This window comes from Intrasporangium calvum, from assembly GCF_028446585.1.
Lineage (GTDB): Bacteria > Actinomycetota > Actinomycetes > Actinomycetales > Dermatophilaceae > Intrasporangium > Intrasporangium calvum_A.
The window spans coordinates 1-18,992 of the sequence record NZ_JAPFQL010000034.1; the positions used below are offsets into that span (position 1 = coordinate 1).

Annotated in this window: 18 protein-coding genes; 5 read left to right on the forward strand and 13 right to left on the reverse strand. The window is 71.3% G+C overall.

The features are described from left to right. Positions 1-15 precede the first annotated feature (15 nt). The 6 genes from OO014_RS09240 to OO014_RS09265 all read right to left on the reverse strand — a co-directional run bounded on the left by OO014_RS09240 (position 16) and on the right by OO014_RS09265 (position 7,158). Positions 16-2,889, reverse strand: a complete 2,874-nt coding sequence (locus tag OO014_RS09240; RefSeq protein ID WP_272462015.1) for a DEAD/DEAH box helicase — start codon at positions 2,887-2,889, stop codon at positions 16-18. Beyond that, complete coding sequence (locus tag OO014_RS09245; protein ID WP_272462016.1) at positions 2,864-3,802, reverse strand: diacylglycerol kinase; 939 nt, start codon at positions 3,800-3,802, stop codon at positions 2,864-2,866. The genes OO014_RS09240 and OO014_RS09245 overlap by 26 nt, the downstream gene beginning before the upstream one ends. A 9-nt stretch (positions 3,803-3,811) precedes the next feature. Beyond that, complete coding sequence (gene tatC, locus OO014_RS09250) at positions 3,812-4,624, reverse strand: twin-arginine translocase subunit TatC (RefSeq protein WP_334685038.1); 813 nt, start codon at positions 4,622-4,624, stop codon at positions 3,812-3,814. 56 nt (positions 4,625-4,680) lie between these two features. Then, the gene (gene tatA, locus OO014_RS09255) at positions 4,681-5,022 is read right to left on the reverse strand and encodes a Sec-independent protein translocase subunit TatA (protein WP_272462017.1); all 342 of its coding nucleotides are present in this window, start codon (positions 5,020-5,022) and stop codon (positions 4,681-4,683) included. A gap of 127 nt (positions 5,023-5,149) precedes the next feature. Continuing rightward, complete coding sequence (locus OO014_RS09260; RefSeq protein WP_272462018.1) at positions 5,150-6,166, reverse strand: helix-turn-helix transcriptional regulator; 1,017 nt, start codon at positions 6,164-6,166, stop codon at positions 5,150-5,152. Further along, entirely contained in the window at positions 6,163-7,158 is a 996-nt protein-coding gene (locus OO014_RS09265; protein ID WP_272462019.1) for a helix-turn-helix transcriptional regulator, read from the reverse strand. Before OO014_RS09265 ends, OO014_RS09260 begins: the two co-directional genes overlap by 4 nt. Before the next feature lie 101 nt (positions 7,159-7,259). Here OO014_RS09265 and OO014_RS09270 point away from each other — a divergent pair, with 101 nt between their 5' ends. After that, entirely contained in the window at positions 7,260-8,357 is a 1,098-nt protein-coding gene (locus OO014_RS09270) for a DUF3866 family protein (RefSeq protein ID WP_272462020.1), read from the forward strand. A gap of 180 nt (positions 8,358-8,537) precedes the next feature. Here the strand turns inward: OO014_RS09270 and OO014_RS09275 are convergent, their stop codons facing one another. From OO014_RS09275 to pafA, 3 genes are all read right to left on the reverse strand, one after another. After that, positions 8,538-8,924: an FKBP-type peptidyl-prolyl cis-trans isomerase gene (locus OO014_RS09275; RefSeq protein ID WP_272462021.1), complete on the reverse strand. Its 387-nt coding sequence runs from the start codon at positions 8,922-8,924 to the stop codon at positions 8,538-8,540. A gap of 63 nt (positions 8,925-8,987) precedes the next feature. Then, complete coding sequence (locus tag OO014_RS09280) at positions 8,988-10,004, reverse strand: FKBP-type peptidyl-prolyl cis-trans isomerase (protein WP_272462022.1); 1,017 nt, start codon at positions 10,002-10,004, stop codon at positions 8,988-8,990. Positions 10,005-10,117: 113 nt separating this feature from the next. After that, complete coding sequence (gene pafA, locus OO014_RS09285; RefSeq protein ID WP_272462023.1) at positions 10,118-11,509, reverse strand: Pup--protein ligase; 1,392 nt, start codon at positions 11,507-11,509, stop codon at positions 10,118-10,120. A 79-nt stretch (positions 11,510-11,588) separates the two neighbouring features. On the opposite strand from pafA, the gene OO014_RS09290 reads away from it, so the two are divergent. After that, the gene (locus OO014_RS09290) at positions 11,589-12,614 is read left to right on the forward strand and encodes an NAD-dependent epimerase/dehydratase family protein (RefSeq protein ID WP_272462024.1); all 1,026 of its coding nucleotides are present in this window, start codon (positions 11,589-11,591) and stop codon (positions 12,612-12,614) included. A gap of 88 nt (positions 12,615-12,702) precedes the next feature. Then, positions 12,703-13,839, forward strand: coding sequence for a hypothetical protein (locus OO014_RS09295; protein ID WP_272462025.1), 1,137 nt, complete (start codon positions 12,703-12,705; stop codon positions 13,837-13,839). Positions 13,840-13,960: 121 nt separating this feature from the next. Here the strand turns inward: OO014_RS09295 and prcA are convergent, their stop codons facing one another. The 4 genes from prcA to dop all read right to left on the reverse strand — a co-directional run bounded on the left by prcA (position 13,961) and on the right by dop (position 17,469). Further along, complete coding sequence (gene prcA, locus OO014_RS09300) at positions 13,961-14,821, reverse strand: proteasome subunit alpha (RefSeq protein ID WP_272462026.1); 861 nt, start codon at positions 14,819-14,821, stop codon at positions 13,961-13,963. Next, positions 14,818-15,651, reverse strand: a complete 834-nt coding sequence (gene prcB / locus OO014_RS09305) for a proteasome subunit beta (protein ID WP_272462027.1) — start codon at positions 15,649-15,651, stop codon at positions 14,818-14,820. Before prcB ends, prcA begins: the two co-directional genes overlap by 4 nt. Then, positions 15,648-15,854 carry a ubiquitin-like protein Pup gene (locus tag OO014_RS09310; protein WP_272462028.1) on the reverse strand — a complete coding sequence of 69 codons (207 nt, stop codon included), beginning with the start codon at positions 15,852-15,854 and terminating at the stop codon, positions 15,648-15,650. The genes prcB and OO014_RS09310 overlap by 4 nt, the downstream gene beginning before the upstream one ends. 94 nt (positions 15,855-15,948) lie before the next feature. Continuing rightward, positions 15,949-17,469, reverse strand: a complete 1,521-nt coding sequence (gene dop / locus OO014_RS09315; protein WP_272462029.1) for a depupylase/deamidase Dop — start codon at positions 17,467-17,469, stop codon at positions 15,949-15,951. An 89-nt stretch (positions 17,470-17,558) separates the two neighbouring features. Between dop and OO014_RS09320 the strand changes: the two genes are divergently transcribed. Together OO014_RS09320 and OO014_RS09325 are read left to right on the forward strand one after the other, a co-directional pair. Further along, a complete protein-coding gene (locus OO014_RS09320) occupies positions 17,559-18,548 on the forward strand; it encodes a ribose-phosphate diphosphokinase (RefSeq protein ID WP_272462030.1) in 990 nt (329 codons plus the stop codon). A 7-nt stretch (positions 18,549-18,555) separates the two neighbouring features. Then, the gene (locus OO014_RS09325; protein WP_272462031.1) at positions 18,556-18,945 is read left to right on the forward strand and encodes a DUF3054 domain-containing protein; all 390 of its coding nucleotides are present in this window, start codon (positions 18,556-18,558) and stop codon (positions 18,943-18,945) included. The last annotated feature ends 47 nt before the right edge of the window (positions 18,946-18,992 follow it).

Sequence of the window (18,992 nt, forward strand, 5' to 3'; positions counted from 1 at the left end):
ACCTTCTGGTGGGGCTCAGTCCAGCCGGTCGGCCGCGACGACGCCCCGCAGGACGGCGTCGCTCGCCTTGCGCGCCACGCGCTGCAGGTCGCGGTCGCCCGCGTCGGTGAGCTGACCGAGCAGATCGATGACCTGCTTGCACCGGCGCACGAAGTCGCCGGCCGCCAGCTCGGTGCCGCGCAGGACCTCCTCGAGCGGGCGGCCACTCGCCCAGCGGTGCACGGCCCAGGCGATTCCCGGGTCGGGTGCCCCCGTCGTCGGCAGGGTGAGCGCGCCCTCGGCGTCCTCGAGGTCGGACCAGATGGTGAGCATCCGGTCGTGTGCCTCGCGGACGTCCTCGGTCGGCCAGCGTGGTGCGAGGCCGGCATCCTCGCGCCTCGGCTCGTGGATCAGCATCGACACCACAGCCGCGAGGGACGGCGGGTCCAGCTGGCGCCAGATTCCCTCGCGCAGGCACTCGGCAGCGAGGAGGTCCTTCTCGGTGTAGAGCTGGCGCAACCGCTCCCCGTGCTCGGTGACCCGCTCGCCGCCCTCGGCCAGGTAGCCCATCGCGACGAGCAGCTCGCAGATCCGGTCGAAGGTCTTGGCGACGGAGTTGGTGCGGCCCTCGATCTTGTGCTGCAGGCCATCGGTCTCGCGGCGCAGCCGCCACCAGCGTTCGGCCCAGCGCGCATGGTCCTCGCGCTCCGAGCACTGGTGGCAGGGATGCTTCCGCAGCCGGCGGCGCAGCTCGTCGATCCGCGCGTCCCCGGCATCCTCCGCCACGACGGCACGCCGCCGAGGCGGGTCGTGCGGCATCGTCGCACGCAGCGTGGCTGCGAGGTCGCGGCGGGCCTTCGGGCTCTTGGCGTTGAAGTGCTTCGGCACCCGCATGGTGCCGAGCGGCTCCACCGGAGCAGGCACGTCGTGCAGCGTGAGCCGGCGCAGGTGGTGGTCCTCGGTGACGACCGCGGGTGACGGCGCGTCGCCCCGGCCACCCCCACGGTTGGGCAGGACGACGACGGCCAGACCGCTGTGACGCCCCGTCGGGATCCGGATGATGTCGCCGATCTTCAGGTTCTCGAGCGAGACGGCCGCCGCGGCGCGCTGTGACGCGGACCGGGCCTTGGCACCCTCCTTCTCGATGGTCCGGATCTCGTTGCGCATCGCGGCATACTCGGAGAAGTCGCCGAGGTGGCACGTCATCGACTCGGCGTAGCCGGCGAGGGCTTCCTCGTTGCGGCGGACCGTCCGGACGAAGCCGACGACGGCACGGTCGGCCTGGAACTGCGCAAAGGACGTCTCGAGGATCTCGCGAGCGCTGTCCCGGCCGAACTGCCGGACCAGGTTGACCGCCATGTTGTAGGTCGGCCGGAAGCTCGATCGCAACGGGTAGGTCCGCGTCGACGCGAGGCCGGCAACGCTATCGGGGTCGAGGCCGCGGTTCCACAGGACGACGGCGTGGCCCTCGACGTCGATCCCCCGGCGGCCGGCGCGGCCGGTGAGCTGGGTGTACTCGGCCGGGGTGATGTCGACGTGGCTCTCGCCGTTGAACTTGACGAGCTTCTCCAGCACCACGGTGCGGGCCGGCATGTTGATGCCGAGGGCCAGCGTCTCCGTTGCGAAGACGGCCCGGACCCGGCCCTGGGTGAACAGCTCCTCGACGATCTCGCGGAACGTCGGCAGCATCCCGGCGTGGTGGGCGGCGAAGCCTCTCGTGATCCCGTCGACGAAGTCCCAGTAGCCGAGCACCGCGAGGTCCTCCTCGGCGATGCCCTGGACCCGCTCCTCGACGAGGCGGCGGTTGGCCGCGCCCTCGGCGTCGGTGACGAGCCGCATCCCGCTCGCGAGGAGCTGCCCGACGGCAGCCTCGCAGCCGGCCCGGCTGAAGATGAAGGTGATCGCGGGCAGGAGGCCCTCACGGTCGAGGCGCTCGATCACCTCGGCCCGCGTGGCCCCTCCCCCGGGTCGCCCGCCCCTGGAGAACCCACGGCTCGGGTCGGCAGTGCCCGGCCCGCGTGGGTCGCTGCCGCGGCGACCGCGCCCGCCCCAGTCGTCCCGGCCCCCGCCACGGCCGTTGCGGCCGGCGCGGGACCGGCCGCGGCCGTTGCCCGACCAGTGGCTGTCCCAGGCCCCCCGACCATCCGTGCCACGGATCGCGTGGACGAGGTCGGGGTTCACGCTGACCTCGGTGCGGGCCGGCTGGTCCGGTCGCCCCGGCCGCTCTCGCCGCCCCACCGTCTCCTCGACGAAGAGGTCGAAGAGCGACTGGCCGACCATCATGTGCTGCCAGAGCGGGACCGGCCGGTGCTCCGAGACGATCACCGCGGTGTCTCCACGCACCTCGTCGAGCCAGGCGCCGAACTCCTCGGCGTTGGACACCGTCGCGGAGAGCGAGACCACGCTGACATCGGGCGGCAGGTGGATGATGACCTCCTCCCACACCGCGCCGCGGAACCGGTCGGCGAGGTAGTGGACCTCGTCCATGACCACCCAGCCGAGACCCTCCAGGGTGCTCGACCCTGCATACATCATGTTGCGCAGCACCTCGGTCGTCATGACGACGACCGGGGCCTCGCCGTTGATCGAGGCGTCGCCGGTGAGGAGCCCGACCTTCTCGACGCCGTGTCGGCGGACGAGGTCGGCGTACTTCTGGTTGGAGAGGGCCTTGATGGGCGTGGTGTAGAACGCCTTGCGGCCCGTGCGGAGGGCGAGGTGGACCGCGAACTCCCCGACCACCGTCTTGCCGGCACCCGTCGGCGCAGCGACGAGAACTCCCCGACCATCTTCAACGGCGCGACACGCCTCCACCTGGAAGTCGTCCAGGGGGAAGTCGAGCTCGGCGGTGAACTCGCGCAGGGCCGGACCACTCCGACCCGGCGCCTCACTGGAGGCCTGTGTGGAACTCATCGCTGTCCATCCTCCCTGCAGTGGCTCGAGTCAGCACGCCCAGGGCCCGTGGGACGACCTCGATCTCGAGCGGCAGCTCCGTGAACGGCTCGCCGTCGGCCTGGGAACGGATCGAGTCTGCGGTGAGGCGGACCCGGGCCGCCCGATGGATCTCCACTGCCTCGTGGGAGACATGTGCCCCCCGGTAGACCGAGGGAAACACCCGCAGGAACGCGGGGACCGAGATCGCCCGGACGATCAGCACGTCCAGGAGGCCGTCGGTCGGGTCGGCCTCCGGGCAGACGAGCATCCCTCCGCCGAACGAGGGCGTGTTGGCGACGGCGACCAGCATGGCCCTGGTGTCGATCCGCCGCCCGTCGAGCTCGACCACATAGGGAATCGGCTTGAAGAACGGCAGCTCGCGGAGCACCGCCAGGTTGTAGCGCATCTGGCCGCGCGGCCACCGCATGCGGGCGGCGCGGGCGGTGACCACCGCGTCGAAACCGGCCCCCAGCACTCCGGCGAACCACTTCGTATCGCCGTTGGGCCCGGTGGCGCGACCAGCGTCGATCGTCCGCACCGCTCCACCGGTGACGACGTCGACGGCCCCGGCGGCGTCCCGGACCGGGAGTCCGAGGTTGCGAGCGAAGTCGTTGCCGGTGCCGGCCGCGACCACTCCGATGGGGGTCGTGGAGCCGGCGACGAGGTTGACCCCCAGATGGACGAGGCCGTCACCGCCGACCACGACCAGCGCGTCGACGCCGGCCTGGAGAGCTGCCTCGGCGCGCTCGCGCGACTCCGTCCACGACCGGCCGGACGCCTCGACCACGTCGACACCGGCGGCGCGAAGACGCCCTCGCGTCTCGTCGCCCAGGGCCTGACCGGCGCCCTTGCCGGCTGTGGGGTTGACGATCAGGGCGACGCGTTGAGGCACAGCCGAACGCTACAGCGCGGATGCTTGGTCGTCGGGGACGTCCAGCCAGTCCGGCAGGTTCTCCTTCTTCCTCCGGTCAAGGAGGAAGGCGACGCCGACGGAGCCGAAGTAGAGCAGGATCATCGGAGAGGCCATGAAGAGCATGGTGAACGCGTCCGGGGTCGGGGTCATGACGGCCGCGAAGACGAAGATCACCATGATCGCCGGCCGCCAGGCCTTGAGCATGGCCCGGCCCGAGAGCAGCCCGATGATGTTGAAGCAGATCAGGAAGACCGGCAGCAGGAAGGCGCACCCGAAGGCGATGATGAACTTGAGGACGAAGGACAGGTAGAGCGACGCGTCCTGGATGTTGAAGGCGCCGACCGGCGTGAAGTCGAGCAGGACCGCGACGGCCTTCGGCACCATGAGGAACGCGACGGCGCAACCGGCGACGAAGAGGGGCACCGCGGCGACGACGAAGAGACGGGTGACCCGCTTCTCCTTCTTCGTCAGGCCTGGCACGACGAAGCCCCAGATCTGCATCAGCCACACGGGCGAGGCGAGGATCAGCCCCACGAAGAGCGAGACCGTCAGCTTGATCGCAAACGCGTCGGTCATCGTGCCGAAGTTGATGTTGACCAGACCCGCGTCGCCCCGCTCGGCCGCGACGTCCTTGAGCGGCTGGATCAGGGAGTTCATGATCCGGTCGTAGTAGATCCACCCGATGACGGCGCCGGCGAGGATGGCCGCACCGGCGGCCATGACGCGGTTGCGCAGCTCGCGGAGGTGGTCGGCGAGGGACATCCGGCCCTCGGGATTGCGTTTGCGCAACAGCGATGGCATCAGCGGCTTCGGGGTTCGTTCGGTCTGGACGCGGTCTCAGGATCCTCGGCTCGGGGTCAGAGCGAGGGGTCGCTCCGGAAGCGGTCGCGGTCGGCGTCGGCGCGGGCCTGGGCGGCGCGCGCCTCTGCCTCGCGGGCCCGGGCCTCCGCAGCCTTGGCCTCCGCCTCTGCCTCTGCCACGCGGCGGCCGGCCTCGTCGTCGACGACGTCGCCCTTGACCGTGCTCTGGGCCGCGTCGGACGGGGTCTTGCCGTCCTTCTTCATCTCGTCGACCTCGGACTTGAAGACCCGGGCGGACCGGCCGAGGCTGCGTGCCATGTCGGGCAGCCGCTTCCAGCCGAAGAGGGCGATGATGATCACGGCGATGACGATGAGCTCGGGGGCACCCAGGTTGGGCATGTGTCGTCTCCTCGGACGTCAGGACCCGCTTGCATGGGGCCGTTCGCTGCAGCATGGGCGCTGCAGGTGACCAGCATACGTGCGGCGCGTGAACAGTCCAGACATCATACGTCTGGAATTCGACTCGTTATCCGATTGCCGCATACGCAGCCAATGCGCTGCGCGCCTCATCGGCGACGGCGTCCGCGAGCTGGGGTGGGGCGACCACCCTGGCGTCGCCCCCGAGGCGGAGGATGAGGCGCCGGACCAGTGCCGGGTCAGCCACCTTGAGGGTGACCCGGATGGAGCCGTCGGTGTTTCGCACCACGCCCTCATTCGGGTAGTAGTCCGCGATCCACGCCGCATCCCGGGCCGCTTCGATGACGACGGTCAGGTCGCTGTCGCTCGGGACGAACACCTCGTCGTCGAGCTCACGAGGCGTGGCCTCCGGCGGCGGGGTGCCGTCAGCGTCGAGCACCGTGGCGGCCTCGATCCGGTCGACGCGGAAGAAGCGGACGGCGTTCGCCCGGTGGCACCAGCCCTCGACGTACCACTGCCCGTCGAGGTTGACGATGCGCATGGGGTCGACGTCGCGCTCGGTCGTCTCGTCGCGGGTGGCGACGTAGTAGGTCAGGTGGACCCGCTTGTGGTCGGCGAGGGCCCGCTTGAGCTCCGACATGACGGCATGCTGGCTGCCGTCGTCGAGGTCGAGGGCGATGCGCCCTCCCCCGGGATCGCCCGCGGTCGTGGCGGCTCGCAGTTTGGCCAGGGTGCGCTCGGCGACCTCGGAGTTGACGAGGATGGAGCTGAGCGCCTGCAGGCCCGCGGTCAACGTGACCGCCTCGTCGCGGGTCAGGCGCATCGGTGCGGCGATGTCGTCGGCGTTGGCGAGGTAGATGTGGCCGTCTTCCCACTGGGCGTCGATCAGCTCGGCGTGCGTGTAGCCCGGTGTCCCGCAGAGGAAGAGCAGCTCGAGGTCGGACTCGACCTGCGCCGGGCTGATGCCGAACTCGCGCGCCGTCTCCTCGACGCCGACGCCCTCGTGCCGGAGCAGCCAGGGAACGAGGTCGAGCAGTCGGCTCAGGCGCTGGGTGGCGGTCTCGGCCGTGCTGCGCGTGGTGCGTGGCGCCGAGCTCCGTCGGTCGCCCACTCGCTTGTCGCTCATTCGGACTGCTCCCTCGACCTCGATGAGTGCGACTCGAGGACGCGCCGCAACGCCTCGCGCACCCCGTCCACCAGCTCGGCCGGTGCCGTCGCCACCGCGTGGCTGCCCAGCGCCGCGACGTCACGCTCGGTCCGTCCGCGCTCGTAGGGGACCTCGACCTCGCTCCACCGGTGGTCGAGGTCCCGGGTGCGCAGTGCTGCCTGCCGCAGCAGATGGCCGCGTCCGTGTCGCAGCCGGATCGTCGCCGTGCCCTCCGGCTCGGCGGCCTGGGCCGCGAGCGAGACCTCCGGGACGTGGTCCGCCGGCACGGCGTAGGAGCCGGCCCGCCCCTTCTTGCGGACCGGGCCGACGACCCTGCTCAGCCGGAAGGCGCGCTCGGCCGCACGGTCGACGTCGAAGCCGGTGAGGTACCAGCGCCCGTGCCAGTGCTTCAGGGCCCACGGGCGGACGTGGCGCAGGCCCACCGACCCGTCGTTCTTGCGGTACTCGAAGGTGATCGGCTGGCGGGCCGAGAGGGCCGCGCGGACGGGTTCGAAGGCCGGGTCGGCGGTGCGGATGCGAGGCTCGACGCCCGCGGCCAGCGACTCGTCGATCTCCACGCCGGCGAGCCGCAGCTTGCGGAGGCCGGCCGTCGCGGCGCCCGAGATGCTGGCGGTCGACCACGCGCGAGCGGCGAGGGCCAGCGCCGCGACCTCGTCGGGCTCGAAGCTGATCTCCGGCAGGGAGGTCTCGCTCGAGTCGATCCGGTAGCCGACCTCGTCGTCGAAGAGGACGTCGACCACGGTCGTCGTGATCGGGATGCCCATCTCGCGCAGCTCGTCCTTGTCGCGCTCGAACATCCGGTCGAAGGCCTCGTCCGACGGCGCCTCGGCGTAGGCCGGGAGGGCGGCGCGCAACTTCTCCTTGGGGATCGGTCGCCGGGCGGACTTGAGCGCAAGGATGAGGTTGAGCAGCCGCTCGGTCTTCTCCGCCGAGGCGGACGTTGCGCTCATGGGCACCTTCCTCCGTTCCAGGGTCGCCCCCACGGGGCCAGACCGACGCTACCTGACTCTCCGGGGAGCGAGAGGCACGCGTCGTCGGTAGGGTCCGGCTCATGATCCAGTGGCGTCAGGCAGTGATCACCGAGGTGGAGTCGCGCTGGGCGGGAGCGGTGACGTATGCCGCTCAGCTGGCTTCCGGGGACACCGTCCGCGCGCTCGGCTACGTCGAGAACGTCGGTGACCTGCCGGTCGGGGCGCGCGTGCTGCTCAACACCACGGCGTTGGAGCGTGGCCTGGGCACCGGGGGGTTCGCGATCATCGTCGCCGCCCCGGACCACGTGCCTGCTCCCGTCGACGTCGCCGAGGTCGCGGGACATCTCGTCAAGGCGCGTTACACGCCGGTGCAGACCATGGTGCTCGGCGTCGACGAGCAGCAGAGCCCACAGCACGAGCTGCTGCGCGACGCGGACGACGTGGCGGGCATGCCCGTCGTCGTCGCCGACCTGCACTCGGCGCTGCCGGCCGTCATCGCGGGGATCCGCGCCTCCCTGCCCGAGGCCACCGTCGCCTACGTCATGACGGACGGCGGCGCCCTGCCGGCCGACTTCTCGCGCACGGTTGCGGGGCTGCGCGACGCCGAGTGGCTCGCGGCCTGCATCACTGTCGGCCAGGCCTACGGAGGCGACCTGGAGGCGGTGAACGTGCACACCGGGCTGCTCGCCGCCCACCTCGTCGTCGGAGCGGACGTGGCCGTGGTGGCGCAAGGGCCCGGCAACCTCGGGACCGGCACGCGCTGGGGGTTCTCCGGCACGTCGGCCGGGGAGGCGGTCAACGCGGCCGGGGTGCTGGGCGGCCGCCCGATCGCCTCACTGCGCGTGTCCGAGGCCGACCAGCGCCCGCGGCACCGTGGCCTGTCGCACCACAGCGCGACAGCGTACGGCCGGGTGGCGCTGGTCCCCGCCGACCTGCCGGTCCCGCAGCTCACCGAGGACCTCGCCCTCTACGTCCGGAGTCAGGCCCGGGCGCTGTGCGACTCCACCGGCGGCCGGCTCCGGCTCGTCGACGTGGACTGCGCGGGGCTCGACGATGCCCTCCGGGCCGCGCCGGTGCCGCTGTCGACGATGGGCCGGAGCCTCGATGACGATCGCCTGTCGTTCATCGCGGCCGCGGTGGGTGGCCGTCACGCCGCGTCCCTCCTCACCTCCCGCTGACCCCTCCCCCACGACGTCCAACGCAACACACCCGCTTGCCGTCGGCCCAGACCGGATGCAGCAGGCCGGAGCAGACGGAAAGCGGGTGTGTTGCGGGTTGAGACCGAGGGTGGGGCGATGGGGCACGCTGCGCTGGGAGCCAGCCCAGCGGCATACGGTCTCGTCGGTGGGGTCCGAAGGTCAGCGCACGTCGTCGAGGTCGACGACGAAGATCAGCGTCTCCCCCGGCGCGATGGCGGCACCCGCCCCACGGTCGCCGTAGGCGAGATGAGCGGGGATGGTCAGCTTGCGCCGACCGCCGACCTTCATCCCCTCGATGCCCTTGTCCCAGCCGGGGATGACCATGCCCACCCCGAGCCGGAAGTCGAGCGGCGCGCCGCGGTTCCAGGAGGAGTCGAACTCCTCGCCGGTCGAGTGCGCGACACCGACGTAGTGCGCGCTCACCGTGTCGCCCGCCTTGGCCTCACGACCGTCACCCTCGATGACGTCCTCGATGACGAGGTCCGCGGGCGGCTCGCCCTCCGGGAAGTCGATCTCGGGCTTGGTGCGGTCTGGGTCGAGTGGCATGGGAATCCCTTCGTCGGAGCGTGACTGCACGCCCCAGTCTGTCAGCGGCTGGTCGCGGACGGGTCAGTAGGCGTCGAGGATGTCGACGACGAAGACGAGCGTGTCGGTGCCACTGATCCCGCCGTTGGGGTTGCCCTGCTCGCCGTAGCCGTCCTTCGACGGGATGACGAGGAGCACGCGGCTGCCGACCTTCTTGCCGACGAGCGTGTTGTCCCAGCCCGGGATGACGGCGCCCACGCCGATCGGGAAGTCTGCCGCCGCGCCACGCTCCCACGAGGAGTCGAAGACGGAACCGTCCTTCCAGAGCACGCCGTGGTAGTGCGCGGCAATGAACTGGCCCTCCTTGACGACCGGGCCGTCACCTTCGATGAGGGTCGCCTCGCGCGTCTCCTTCGGCGGGTCGGCCTTGGGGATCGTCACCGTGGGCGCCTTGGCGTTGCCGTCCGCGAACTCCACGCCGGGGAAGCCGTCCGGGCTCGCCTTGCCCTCACCCTCCAGCTGCTTCAGCCCACGGTGCACGTCGGAGACGTCCGCGACGACGACGATGGTGTCGCCGGGCTCGACGCCGAGCTGGGCGTTGCCGCTGTCGCCGAAGCCCTTGGCCGGCGGGATGGTGAACGCGATCCGGGAGCCCTGCTGCGCACCCACGAGGCCCTCCGTGAAGCCCGCCAGCAGGTCGGTGCGCCCGAGCCGGTAGCCCTCGTCCCGGCGGCCCTTGCCGTAACCGTCGTCGAGGAGCTTGCCCGACGTGCCGTTGAAGATCTGGGCGCGAATGCGCACCGTGTCCTCCTTCGTCGCCGCCGAGCCGGTGCCCGGGGTGAGCACCCGGCGCTGGACGGTGGTCGTCGAGATGGGCGTGGTGCCGAGGTCGATCTTCGGCGCGGTCTTGAAGTCGACCGGGCCGGTGGCCGTGACCTTCGCGAGCGCGTCCGGCGTGTCGACGGGGGCGGGCGCGGCCGACGCGGTGCCGGCGGCGGTCCCGGTGGCCTGAGGCGTCGCCTGGTCGGGCTGGCCGCAGGCGGACAGGACGGACAGGCCGAGGACGGCGACGGCAGCCGTCGCGGCGGTTCGAATTCGCACAGGAACGCTTTCGGGTCGTGGGATGGCGTCGATCAGCCCACCCGGGGGCGGGCCTCGGTCACTGTAACCCCCGTCCTTGTGGCCGTTGCGCGCAGCGGTCGTGCGGGCTCCGGTCAGAGCGTCCGCGGGACGGCCGGTGAGCGGGCGATCGTCTCCATCAGCCGCTCGACCCGCTCGTCGACGGCGCGGAACGGGTCCTTGCACAGGACGGTGCGCTGCGCCTGGTCGTTGAGCTTGAGGTGCACCCAGTCCACGGTGAAGTCGCGGCCGTGCGCCTGCGCGGCCCGGATGAAGTCGCCGCGCAGCTTGGCCCTCGTCGTCTGCGGCGGCCGGACCTTGGCCTCGAACACCTCGACGTCGGAGGCCACTCGAGCCGCCTGGCCACGCTTCTGCAGGAGGTAGAACAGCCCCCGGGCGCGGTTGATGTCGTGGTAGGCGAGGTCCAGCTGGAGGATGCGAGGATCGGACAGGCCGAGCCCATGCCGGGCGCGGTAGCGCTCGATGAGGCGCAGCTTGATCACCCAGTCGATCTCAGTGGCGATGGAGTCGAGGTCACCCGTGCCGATGGCCTCGAGCGTGCGACCCCAGAGGTCGAGGACCTGCTTGGTGTCCGGGGACTCCATCCCCTCCCGGTCGACGAACGAGGATGCCTTCTCGAAGTACTCCCGCTGCATGTCGAGGGCGGACAGCTCACGGCCGTTGGCCAGGCGCACCGTGGCGCGGCCCGTCGGGTCGTGGCTCATCGTGCGGATCGCCCTGATCGGGTTCTCGAGCGTCAGGTCCCGCATGACCACGCCGTGCTCGATGAGACGCAGGACGAGATCCGCCGAGCCGACCTTGAGCAGGCTCGTCGTCTCGGACATGTTGGAGTCGCCGACGATGACGTGCAGCCGGCGGTAGCGCTCCGCGTCGGCGTGCGGCTCGTCCCGGGTGTTGATGATCGGGCGCGAGCGAGTCGTCGCTGAGGAGACGCCCTCCCAGATGTGGTCGGCCCGCTGGCTGACGGCGAAGCTGGCGCCGTGGGCCGTGGCGACCACCTTGCCGGCGCCGCTCGTGATCTGGCGGCTGATGAGGAAGGGGATGAACATGTCGGACACGCGCTGGAAGTCGCCGGTGCGCCCGAAGAGGTAGTTCTCGTGACATCCGTAGGAGTTGCCTGCCGAGTCGGTGTTGTTCTTGAAGACGAAGATCTCGCCCTCGACGCCGTCGTCGTGCAGTCGGGCCTGTGCGTCCTCCACGAGGCCCTCGAGGATCCGCTCCCCCGCCTTGTCCTGGACGACGAGCTCGCGGACGGAGTCACACTCGGCCGTCGCGTACTCCGGATGGGAGCCCACGTCGAGGTAGAGCCGGGCCCCGTTGCCCAGGAACACGTTGCTCGAGCGACCCCATGCCACGACCCTGCGGAAGAGGTAGCGCGCGACCTCGTCGGGCGTGAGTCTGCGCTGCCCCTGCGTCGTGCAGGTGACGCCGTACTCGTTCTCGATCCCGAAGATGCGCCGCTCCATGGACCAACTCTAAGCACCGCTCCTCTGCTCGGCGCGAAGGTCGTGGACGGCGGCGCGGTGCCCGTGATGTGCTCCGAGCATGGCTTCCGTCCTCGTCCTTGGTGGCACCAGCTGGGTCGGCGGGGCTGTGGCAGCCCACGCACTCTCCCTCGGGCACGAGGTCACCTGCCTCGCGCGCGGCGAGTCGGGCCGGGCCCCCGAGGGCACCACCTGGGTGCGGGCCGACCGGAGCGACCCGGCGGCCTACGAGGCGTTGCCCCGCGACATCCGGTGGGACCTCGTCGTCGATGTCGCCCGGCAGCCGGGCCACGTGCGCGGGGCCGTGCGGGCCTTGGCCGACCGGACGACCTCCTGGGCCTTCGTCAGCTCCTGCTCCGTCTACGCCCGGCACGACGAACCCGGGGCCGACGAGTCGGCCGAGCTCCTGCCCGCCCTGGAGTCGGACACGGCGACCCCGGAGCAGTACGGCGAAGGCAAGGTCGCCTGCGAGCAGGCCGTCGCCGAGGGTCGCGGCGGTGACGCCCTCGTCGCGCGCAGCGGCCTCATCGTCGGCCATGGTGACCCGAGCGAACGGTCCGGCTACTGGCCGGGCCGCTTCTCCCAGGCGGCGAGGGACGGCGGACCGGTTCTCGTGCCCGACCACCCTGCGCAGCCCGTCCAGTGGGTCGACGTCCGGGACCTGACGGCATGGCTGATCCAAGCCGGGCTCCGCGGGACGACGGGGCGGTACAACGCCGTGGGCGCGGCGCTGTCCCTGACGGAGGTCCTGGACACAGCAGCGCAGGTGGCTGGCTTCGACGGTGAGGTGGTCCGCGCCGGCTCCACCGCGCTCGCGCAGCAGGACGTCCGGGACTTCATGGGACCCCGGTCGCTCCCCCTGTGGCTGGCCGACCCCGCCTGGCAGTCCTTCATGGACCGCAGTGGCGCTGCGGCGGCCCGCGCCGGGCTCGAGACCCGCTCGTTGGAGGAGACCATGGCAGCGGCTCTCGCCTGGGAGACCGAGCTCGGGACGAGCCGCCCGAGGGCAAGGGCGGGGCTGGCCCGGGCCGAGGAGCTCGCTGTCATCCGGTCGCTCTCCGGCAGCAGTGCCGTCCACGGCGGATGAGGTCGGACCACCCCTGTCTCGATTTGCCGGGGCCTGTAAGAATGGCCAACGCCCCCCTTCCGACGCACTCCTCCACACTCTCTCTTGGATGGCCATGATCGACAGACCCAACTTCAAGTTCTCCCGTCGCGGCTACGAGCCGGAGGAGGTCGACGCGTTCCTCGAGACGCAGAACCGCACTCTGCAGGCCGCAAAGAAGGACGCCTCCGAGCGCAGCGTCGAGCTCACGAAGCTCAACGCCCAGCTCGCCGACCTGCGCGGGCAGCTGGCCCAGCAGTCCCGCGCCATGGCCGACCTGAAGAAGGCGGCCCCCTCGCAGGCCCAGACCTACACCGAGCTCGGTGAACGAGTCGGCCAGATCCTCACCCTCGCCGATGCCGAAGCCGCCGAGATGCGCAACCGCGCGTCCATGGAGGCCGACCAGATCCGGGAGCGCGCCAACAACGCTGCCGCCGAGCTCAAGGCCACGACCAGCGCCTACGCCGAGCAGGCCAAGGGCCGCGCCGACGAGGAGGCCCAGCGGGTCGTCGCCCAGGCCAACCGCGAGGCCCAGGCCATCATCGCCGAGGCCCAGAGCGTGGCGTCCGCCCAGCGCCAGGAAGCGGCCGCCGAGTACGAGTCGCACCGCGCCAAGGCTGCCGCCGCCACCGCCGAGCTCGAGACCACACTGGCCCACCGGCGGGAGCAGGCCGACAAGGAGTTCGAGACGCGTCGCCAGGCTCTCGAGGCCACCCTGCTCGAGGCAGAGCGCCAGGCCAAGCAGCTGCGAGAGCGCTCCGAGCACGAGGCCGCCGAGCTGCGCGGCCGCGCGCAGGCGATCCTCAACGGGGCCCAGTCCCAGGCCGACCTCATCGTCTCCGAAGCCCGCGACCACGCGGCTCGGCTGCGCGAGGAGTCGGAGCGCGAGCTGGCCGCGTCCACCGCGCAGCGGGACGCCATCACCGCGCAGCTGTCCAACGTCCGGCAGATGCTGGCCACCCTGGGCGGCGGCGCCATTGCCGATGCGCTCCCGGCGCCAGCGGCGCAGCCGGCGGCACCTCAGCCGGCGCCGGCCCAGCAGCCCGAGGGCCAGCAGGCTGCCCCGCAGGCCGTCCCCGAGCCGGCCGCAGCGGACACGACGATCGTCATGCAGGCGATCCCGTCCCAGGACAACGACTCCAAGCCCGCCAACGGCGAGCACCGCGGCGACAACGCCGACCAGCGAGAGCCGGCGCGCAGCAACTGAGCCCGCCGGGGCATCCGCTCCGCCAGGCGCACACGAAAGAAGCCGTCCGGTCCGTCAGGACCGGACGGCTTCTTCGTCAGTCAGACCAGCGCGAGAGCCGGTGGCTGGCGCGGCCGTGACGTCAGCTCGGCTGCGTCGGTCCGTCGTCCTTGCCCTGCCCCTCGTCCGAGGGCCCGGCGTTGTCGTGGCCGACGGGAGCGCTCGGTGAGGCCTCTTCCGTCTCGCCGCTCAACACCTGCGGGTGCCCGGGATGCACCTCGTCACCCGGGGCGTCGGACATGGGGTTGTCCCGACTCAGCAGCCGCTCCAGGAGCGGCCCGACGACTCGGCGGAAGGTCCGCCGTGGGCGATCCCGGTCGAGCACCGCGACCTCCAGCAGGTCGGCGCCCAGCTCCCGGGGCTCGGCGCCCTCGGGCGAGACGGCGAGCACGTCGACGGCAAGGCGCAGCGCCTCGCCGAGGCTGAGGCCCGGGCGCCACCGCTCGGCCAGCCCGGCCTCTGCCTGATCGCTCGCACCGCCCATGACGACGAAGCCACGCTCGTCGGCGACCGAACCGTCGTAGGTGAGCCGGAAGATCTGGTCGTCCTCGACCCGCGCACCCACCTCGGCCACGACGATCTCGATCTCGAAGGGCTTCGACTCCTGGGTGAAGACGGCGCCGAGGGTCTGCGCGTAGGTGTTGGCCAGGGCCCGCGCGGTCACGTCGGTGCGGTCGTAGGAGTAGCCGCGCAGGTCGGCGTAACGGATGCCGGCGACCCGCAGCGACTCGAACTCGTTGTAGCGCCCGACGGCGGCGAAGGCGATCCGGTCGTAGATCTCGGAGACCTTGTGCAGGGCTCGAGAGGGGTTCTCGGCGACGAAGGCGATGCCCTTGTCGTAGGCGAGCACCACGACCGACCGTCCGCGGGCGATTCCCTTGCGGGCGAAGTCGGCCCGGTCCTTCATGACCTGCTCGGGCGGGACGTAGAAGGGCATCGTCATCGGGCACCTCCGGGGTTGCCGCGGCGGGACTCGACGATCGCCGCGACGTGGTCCGCGAGGACGTCCTCGGGGACGAAGCGCGCGCCCGTGTGGTCCACCACCGTCACGGTCGGCCAGATCTGGCGGCCGAGGTCGGGGCCGCCGGTGGCGGAGTCGTCATCGGCCGCGTCGTAGAGGGCCTCGACAGCGACGCGGACGGCCGCCTCCTCGCTGAGGCCGGGCCGCCACAGCTTCTTCAGGGCGCCGCGCGCAAACAAGGAGCCGGAGCCGCTCGAGTGGTGCCCGCCCTCGAGGTAGCAGCCGCCCGTGACGTCGTAGGAGTAGATCCGACCGACGCCATCGTCGAGGTCGAAGCCGGCATAGGTCGGGACGACGGTGAGGCCCTGCATCGCGAGGGCCAGGTTGCCCCGAATCATCGAGGCGAGGCGGTTGGCCTTGCCCTCGAGCGACATGATGGCGCCCTCGATCTTCTCGTAGTGCTCGAGCTCGACCTGGTAGAGCCGGATCAGCTCGACGGCGATGCCCGCGGTGCCGGCGATACCGACCACGCTGTACTCGTCGGCGATGAAGACCTTCTCCATGTCGCGGTTGGCGATGATGTTGCCCATCGTCGCGCGGCGGTCGCCCGCCATGACGACGCCTCCTTCATGCAGGAGGGAGACGATCGTCGTGCCGTGAGGCGCCTCGATGCTCGCTCCGACGGGCAACGGCCGGCCCGACGGAAGCAGCTCCGGCCGGTAGCCCGCCACGAAGTCGGTGAAGGAGGACGACCCGCTCGCGAGGAACGCGTCGTCGAGCCGAGGTGCGCGTGACGTGGGTCGGCCGCTCACTGGCCGCCCTTCTGCACGAAGCCGCGGACGAACTCCTCGGCGTTCGACTCGAGAACGCCGTCGATCTCGTCCAGGACGCTGTCGATGTCGTCCTCGAGCCCTTCCTTGACGGCTGCTCCGGACGGGGCGGCAGGCGGGGGCTCGGGAGCCTCGGGGGGCTCCTCGTCCCGGCGCTGGGGTCTGGCGTGTTCCTGGCCCGGCATGGCTACCTCCAAAGAGCGCGATTCACCGATACCCCGACCCTAACCCGTTCGGGCAGAGTCCGCGTCGGCGTCCCACGTCGGCGCGGCCCCTGGTTCACTCGGGGGTCGCCAGGGCCCGGAGCAGCGACTCGACGTCATCGCTCTGGTCGAGCAGGTCGCCGACCTGAGCCCGGGTGCCGCGCTCGGGCTCGAGGATCGGCACCCGCTGGAGGTTGGGGCGCCCGGGCACGTCGAAGACCACCGAGTCCCAGCTGGCGGAGAACACCTGCGGGGTGAAGCGACGCACGCAGTTGCCGCGGAACCACGCGCGGGTGTCCTCTGGCGGGGTGGCCTGGGCGGCACGGACCTCCGCGGGCGTGACGAGGTCGACGGTGCGACCGCGGTCCCGGAGCCGGTGCAGCAAGCCCTTCTCCGGGCGGACGTCGGCCCACTGGATGTCGATCGCCGCGAGACGGTGGTCGTCCCACTCCAGACCGTCCCGCTGCCGATAGCCGTTGAGCAGCTGCAGCTTGGTGACCCAGTCGACCAGGCCCGCGGCCGACATGACGTCACCGCCGAGCCGGTTCAGCACGTCCTCCCAGTAGCGCATGACCTCCTCGGTCGCACTCGGCACCGGGTCGTCCGCTCGCGCGTCGAGCCAGGAACGGGCGGCCTCGAGATACATCCACTGGACGTCCAGCGCGGTCATCGAACGGCCGTCGACCAGCTCCACCGTCGTCTTCAGGGTCGGGTCGTGCGAGACCGCCTGCAACGCCGCCACCGGCCGACGGATCGACCAGTCGGACGTCAGGTGGCCGTCCTCGATCATGCCGAGCACGAGCGAGGTCGTGCCCATCTTGAGCAGGGTCGCAACGTCGAGCAGGTTGGCGTCACCGATGATGACGTGCAGGCGGCGGTAGCGGTCGGCCACCGCGTGCGGCTCGTCGCGGGTGTTGATGATCGGGCGCTTGAGCGTCGTCTCGAGCCCCACCTCGGTCTCGAAGAAGTCCGCCCGCTGGGACACCTGGAAGCCGGGCACTCGCGAGTCGACCCCGAGCCCGACCCGACCGGCGCCGCAGACGACCTGTCGCGTCACGAAGAACGGGATGAGGTGGCGGACGATGTCGGGGAAGGGCGTCCGCCGGGGCATGAGGTAGTTCTCGTGCGTGCCGTAGGACTGCCCCTTGCCGTCGGCGTTGTTCTTGTAGAGGTTGACCGGGGCCTGCCCGGGGCGGCTCGCCAGCAGGCGCACCGACTCGAGGGCGATCGCGTCGCCGGCGCGGTCCCAGCGCACGGCGGCGCGGGGCACGGTGACCTCGGGTGAGCTGTACTCGGGGTGCGCGTGGTCGACGTAGTAGCGGGCTCCGTTGGGCAGCACCACGTTGGCGAGGGTGGGGTCCTCGATGTCGGTCAGCTGGCTCGGGTCGGCTGTGTCTCGGTCCACGTGCCAGCCGCGCGCGTCCTGGAGAGGGTCCTCGAAGGCATAGTCCCAGCTCGACTGGTTGGAGCGGATGCCGTGCGCCGCGGCGTAGACGCTGACGACCTGGCCGGAGAGGAACATGGGGTTGGCCAGGGGGTCACCGGGCACGGAGATGCCGAACTCGGTCTCGAGGCCCATGATCCGCCGTACCGTCATGGTCGAGACCATAACCACAGCATCCGGCCGCCACGCCAGCAGGTCGACTATCGTCGACACACACGCGAACCTCGAGAGGGGACCAGCCAGTGAAAGATGTGGTCGTCTTCAGCGGCTCCGCCCATCCCGCCCTCGCCGACCGGATCTGTGCCCATCTGGGCGTCACCCGTTCCCCGGTCGACATCAAGCGCTTCAGCAACGACTGCCTCCAGGCGCAGCTCCTCGAGAACTGCCGGCTCAGGGACGTCTACCTCGTCCAGCCCCTGGTGCCTCCGACCCAGGAGCACCTGATGGAGCTTCTCCTCATGATCGACGCGGCCCGCGGGGCCTCCGCGGCCCAGATCACCGCGGTCATGCCGCACTATGCCTACGCTCGCTCGGACAAGAAGGACGCCTCCCGGATCTCCCTCGGGGGGCGTCTCGTCGCCGACATGATCGGGACGGCGGGTGCCGACCGCGTGTTGACGATGGCTCTCCACGCCCCGCAGGTGCACGGCTTCTTCTCGATGCCGGTCGACCACCTGACGGCGATCGGCGTGCTGGCCGACCACTTCCGCGGCTCCGACCTCTCGGACCGCGTCGTGGTCAGTCCCGACCTGGGCAACGCCAAGGTCGCCAGCCAGTTCGCCCGGCTCCTCGGCCTGCCCGTCGCGGCGGGTTCCAAGCGCCGGATCTCCGACGACGAGGTCGTGATCGACTCGATCGTCGGCGACGTCGCCGGTCGTCGCGCGATCATCCTCGACGACGAGATCGCCACCGGTGGCTCCATGCTCGAGCTGATGGACCGCCTCCGTGACGCTGGGGCGACCGACGCCACCGTTGTCTGCACCCATGGCCTCTTCGCCGGCAAAGCCGTCGAACGGCTCCGAGGGCACCCGTTCGTCACCGAGGTGGTCACAACCGACACCGTCCCACCGCCGGTCGGCTGGCCCGAGCTGCGCGTCCGCTCGGTGGCGGCGCTCTTCGCCGAGGCGATCGACCGGATCCACCACGGGCGGTCCGTGTCGTCGCTCTTCGAGGGGGTCGACCCGACCTACGCACCCCCGCAGGCCCGCCTGCCCTTCGAGACGCTGGCCTGAGGGCGCGGTGGCCGAGCGACCGCCCTTCTGGCGCAATCCGGGTGTGGCCTTCGTCGTCGACGCCCTCCTCGTCCTCGTCTTCGCCGCGATCGGGCGCGCCTCTCACGACGAGGGCATCACGGCTTCGGGCGTGTTCGCCACCGCGAGCCCGTTCCTCGTCGGCACTGCGGTCGGCTGGCTCCTCGTCCGGGCCCTTCGCGGCTCCTGGCCACTCGAGGTGGGGCCCGGCATCACGGTGTGGTTCGCCACGGTCTTCATCGGCATGGCGCTGCGGGTCGCCGTGCTGGGCAGCCTGGCCTGGGCCTTCGTCGCCGTCGCGGCGGCAGTCCTGGCCACCCTGCTCATCGGCTGGCGCGCGCTGCTGACCCTGGCGACCGCTCGCTCAGCGCGCCGCTGAGAACGAGCCCAGCGGCATACGGCCGCCAGATCGGGTGGTCCGCGAAT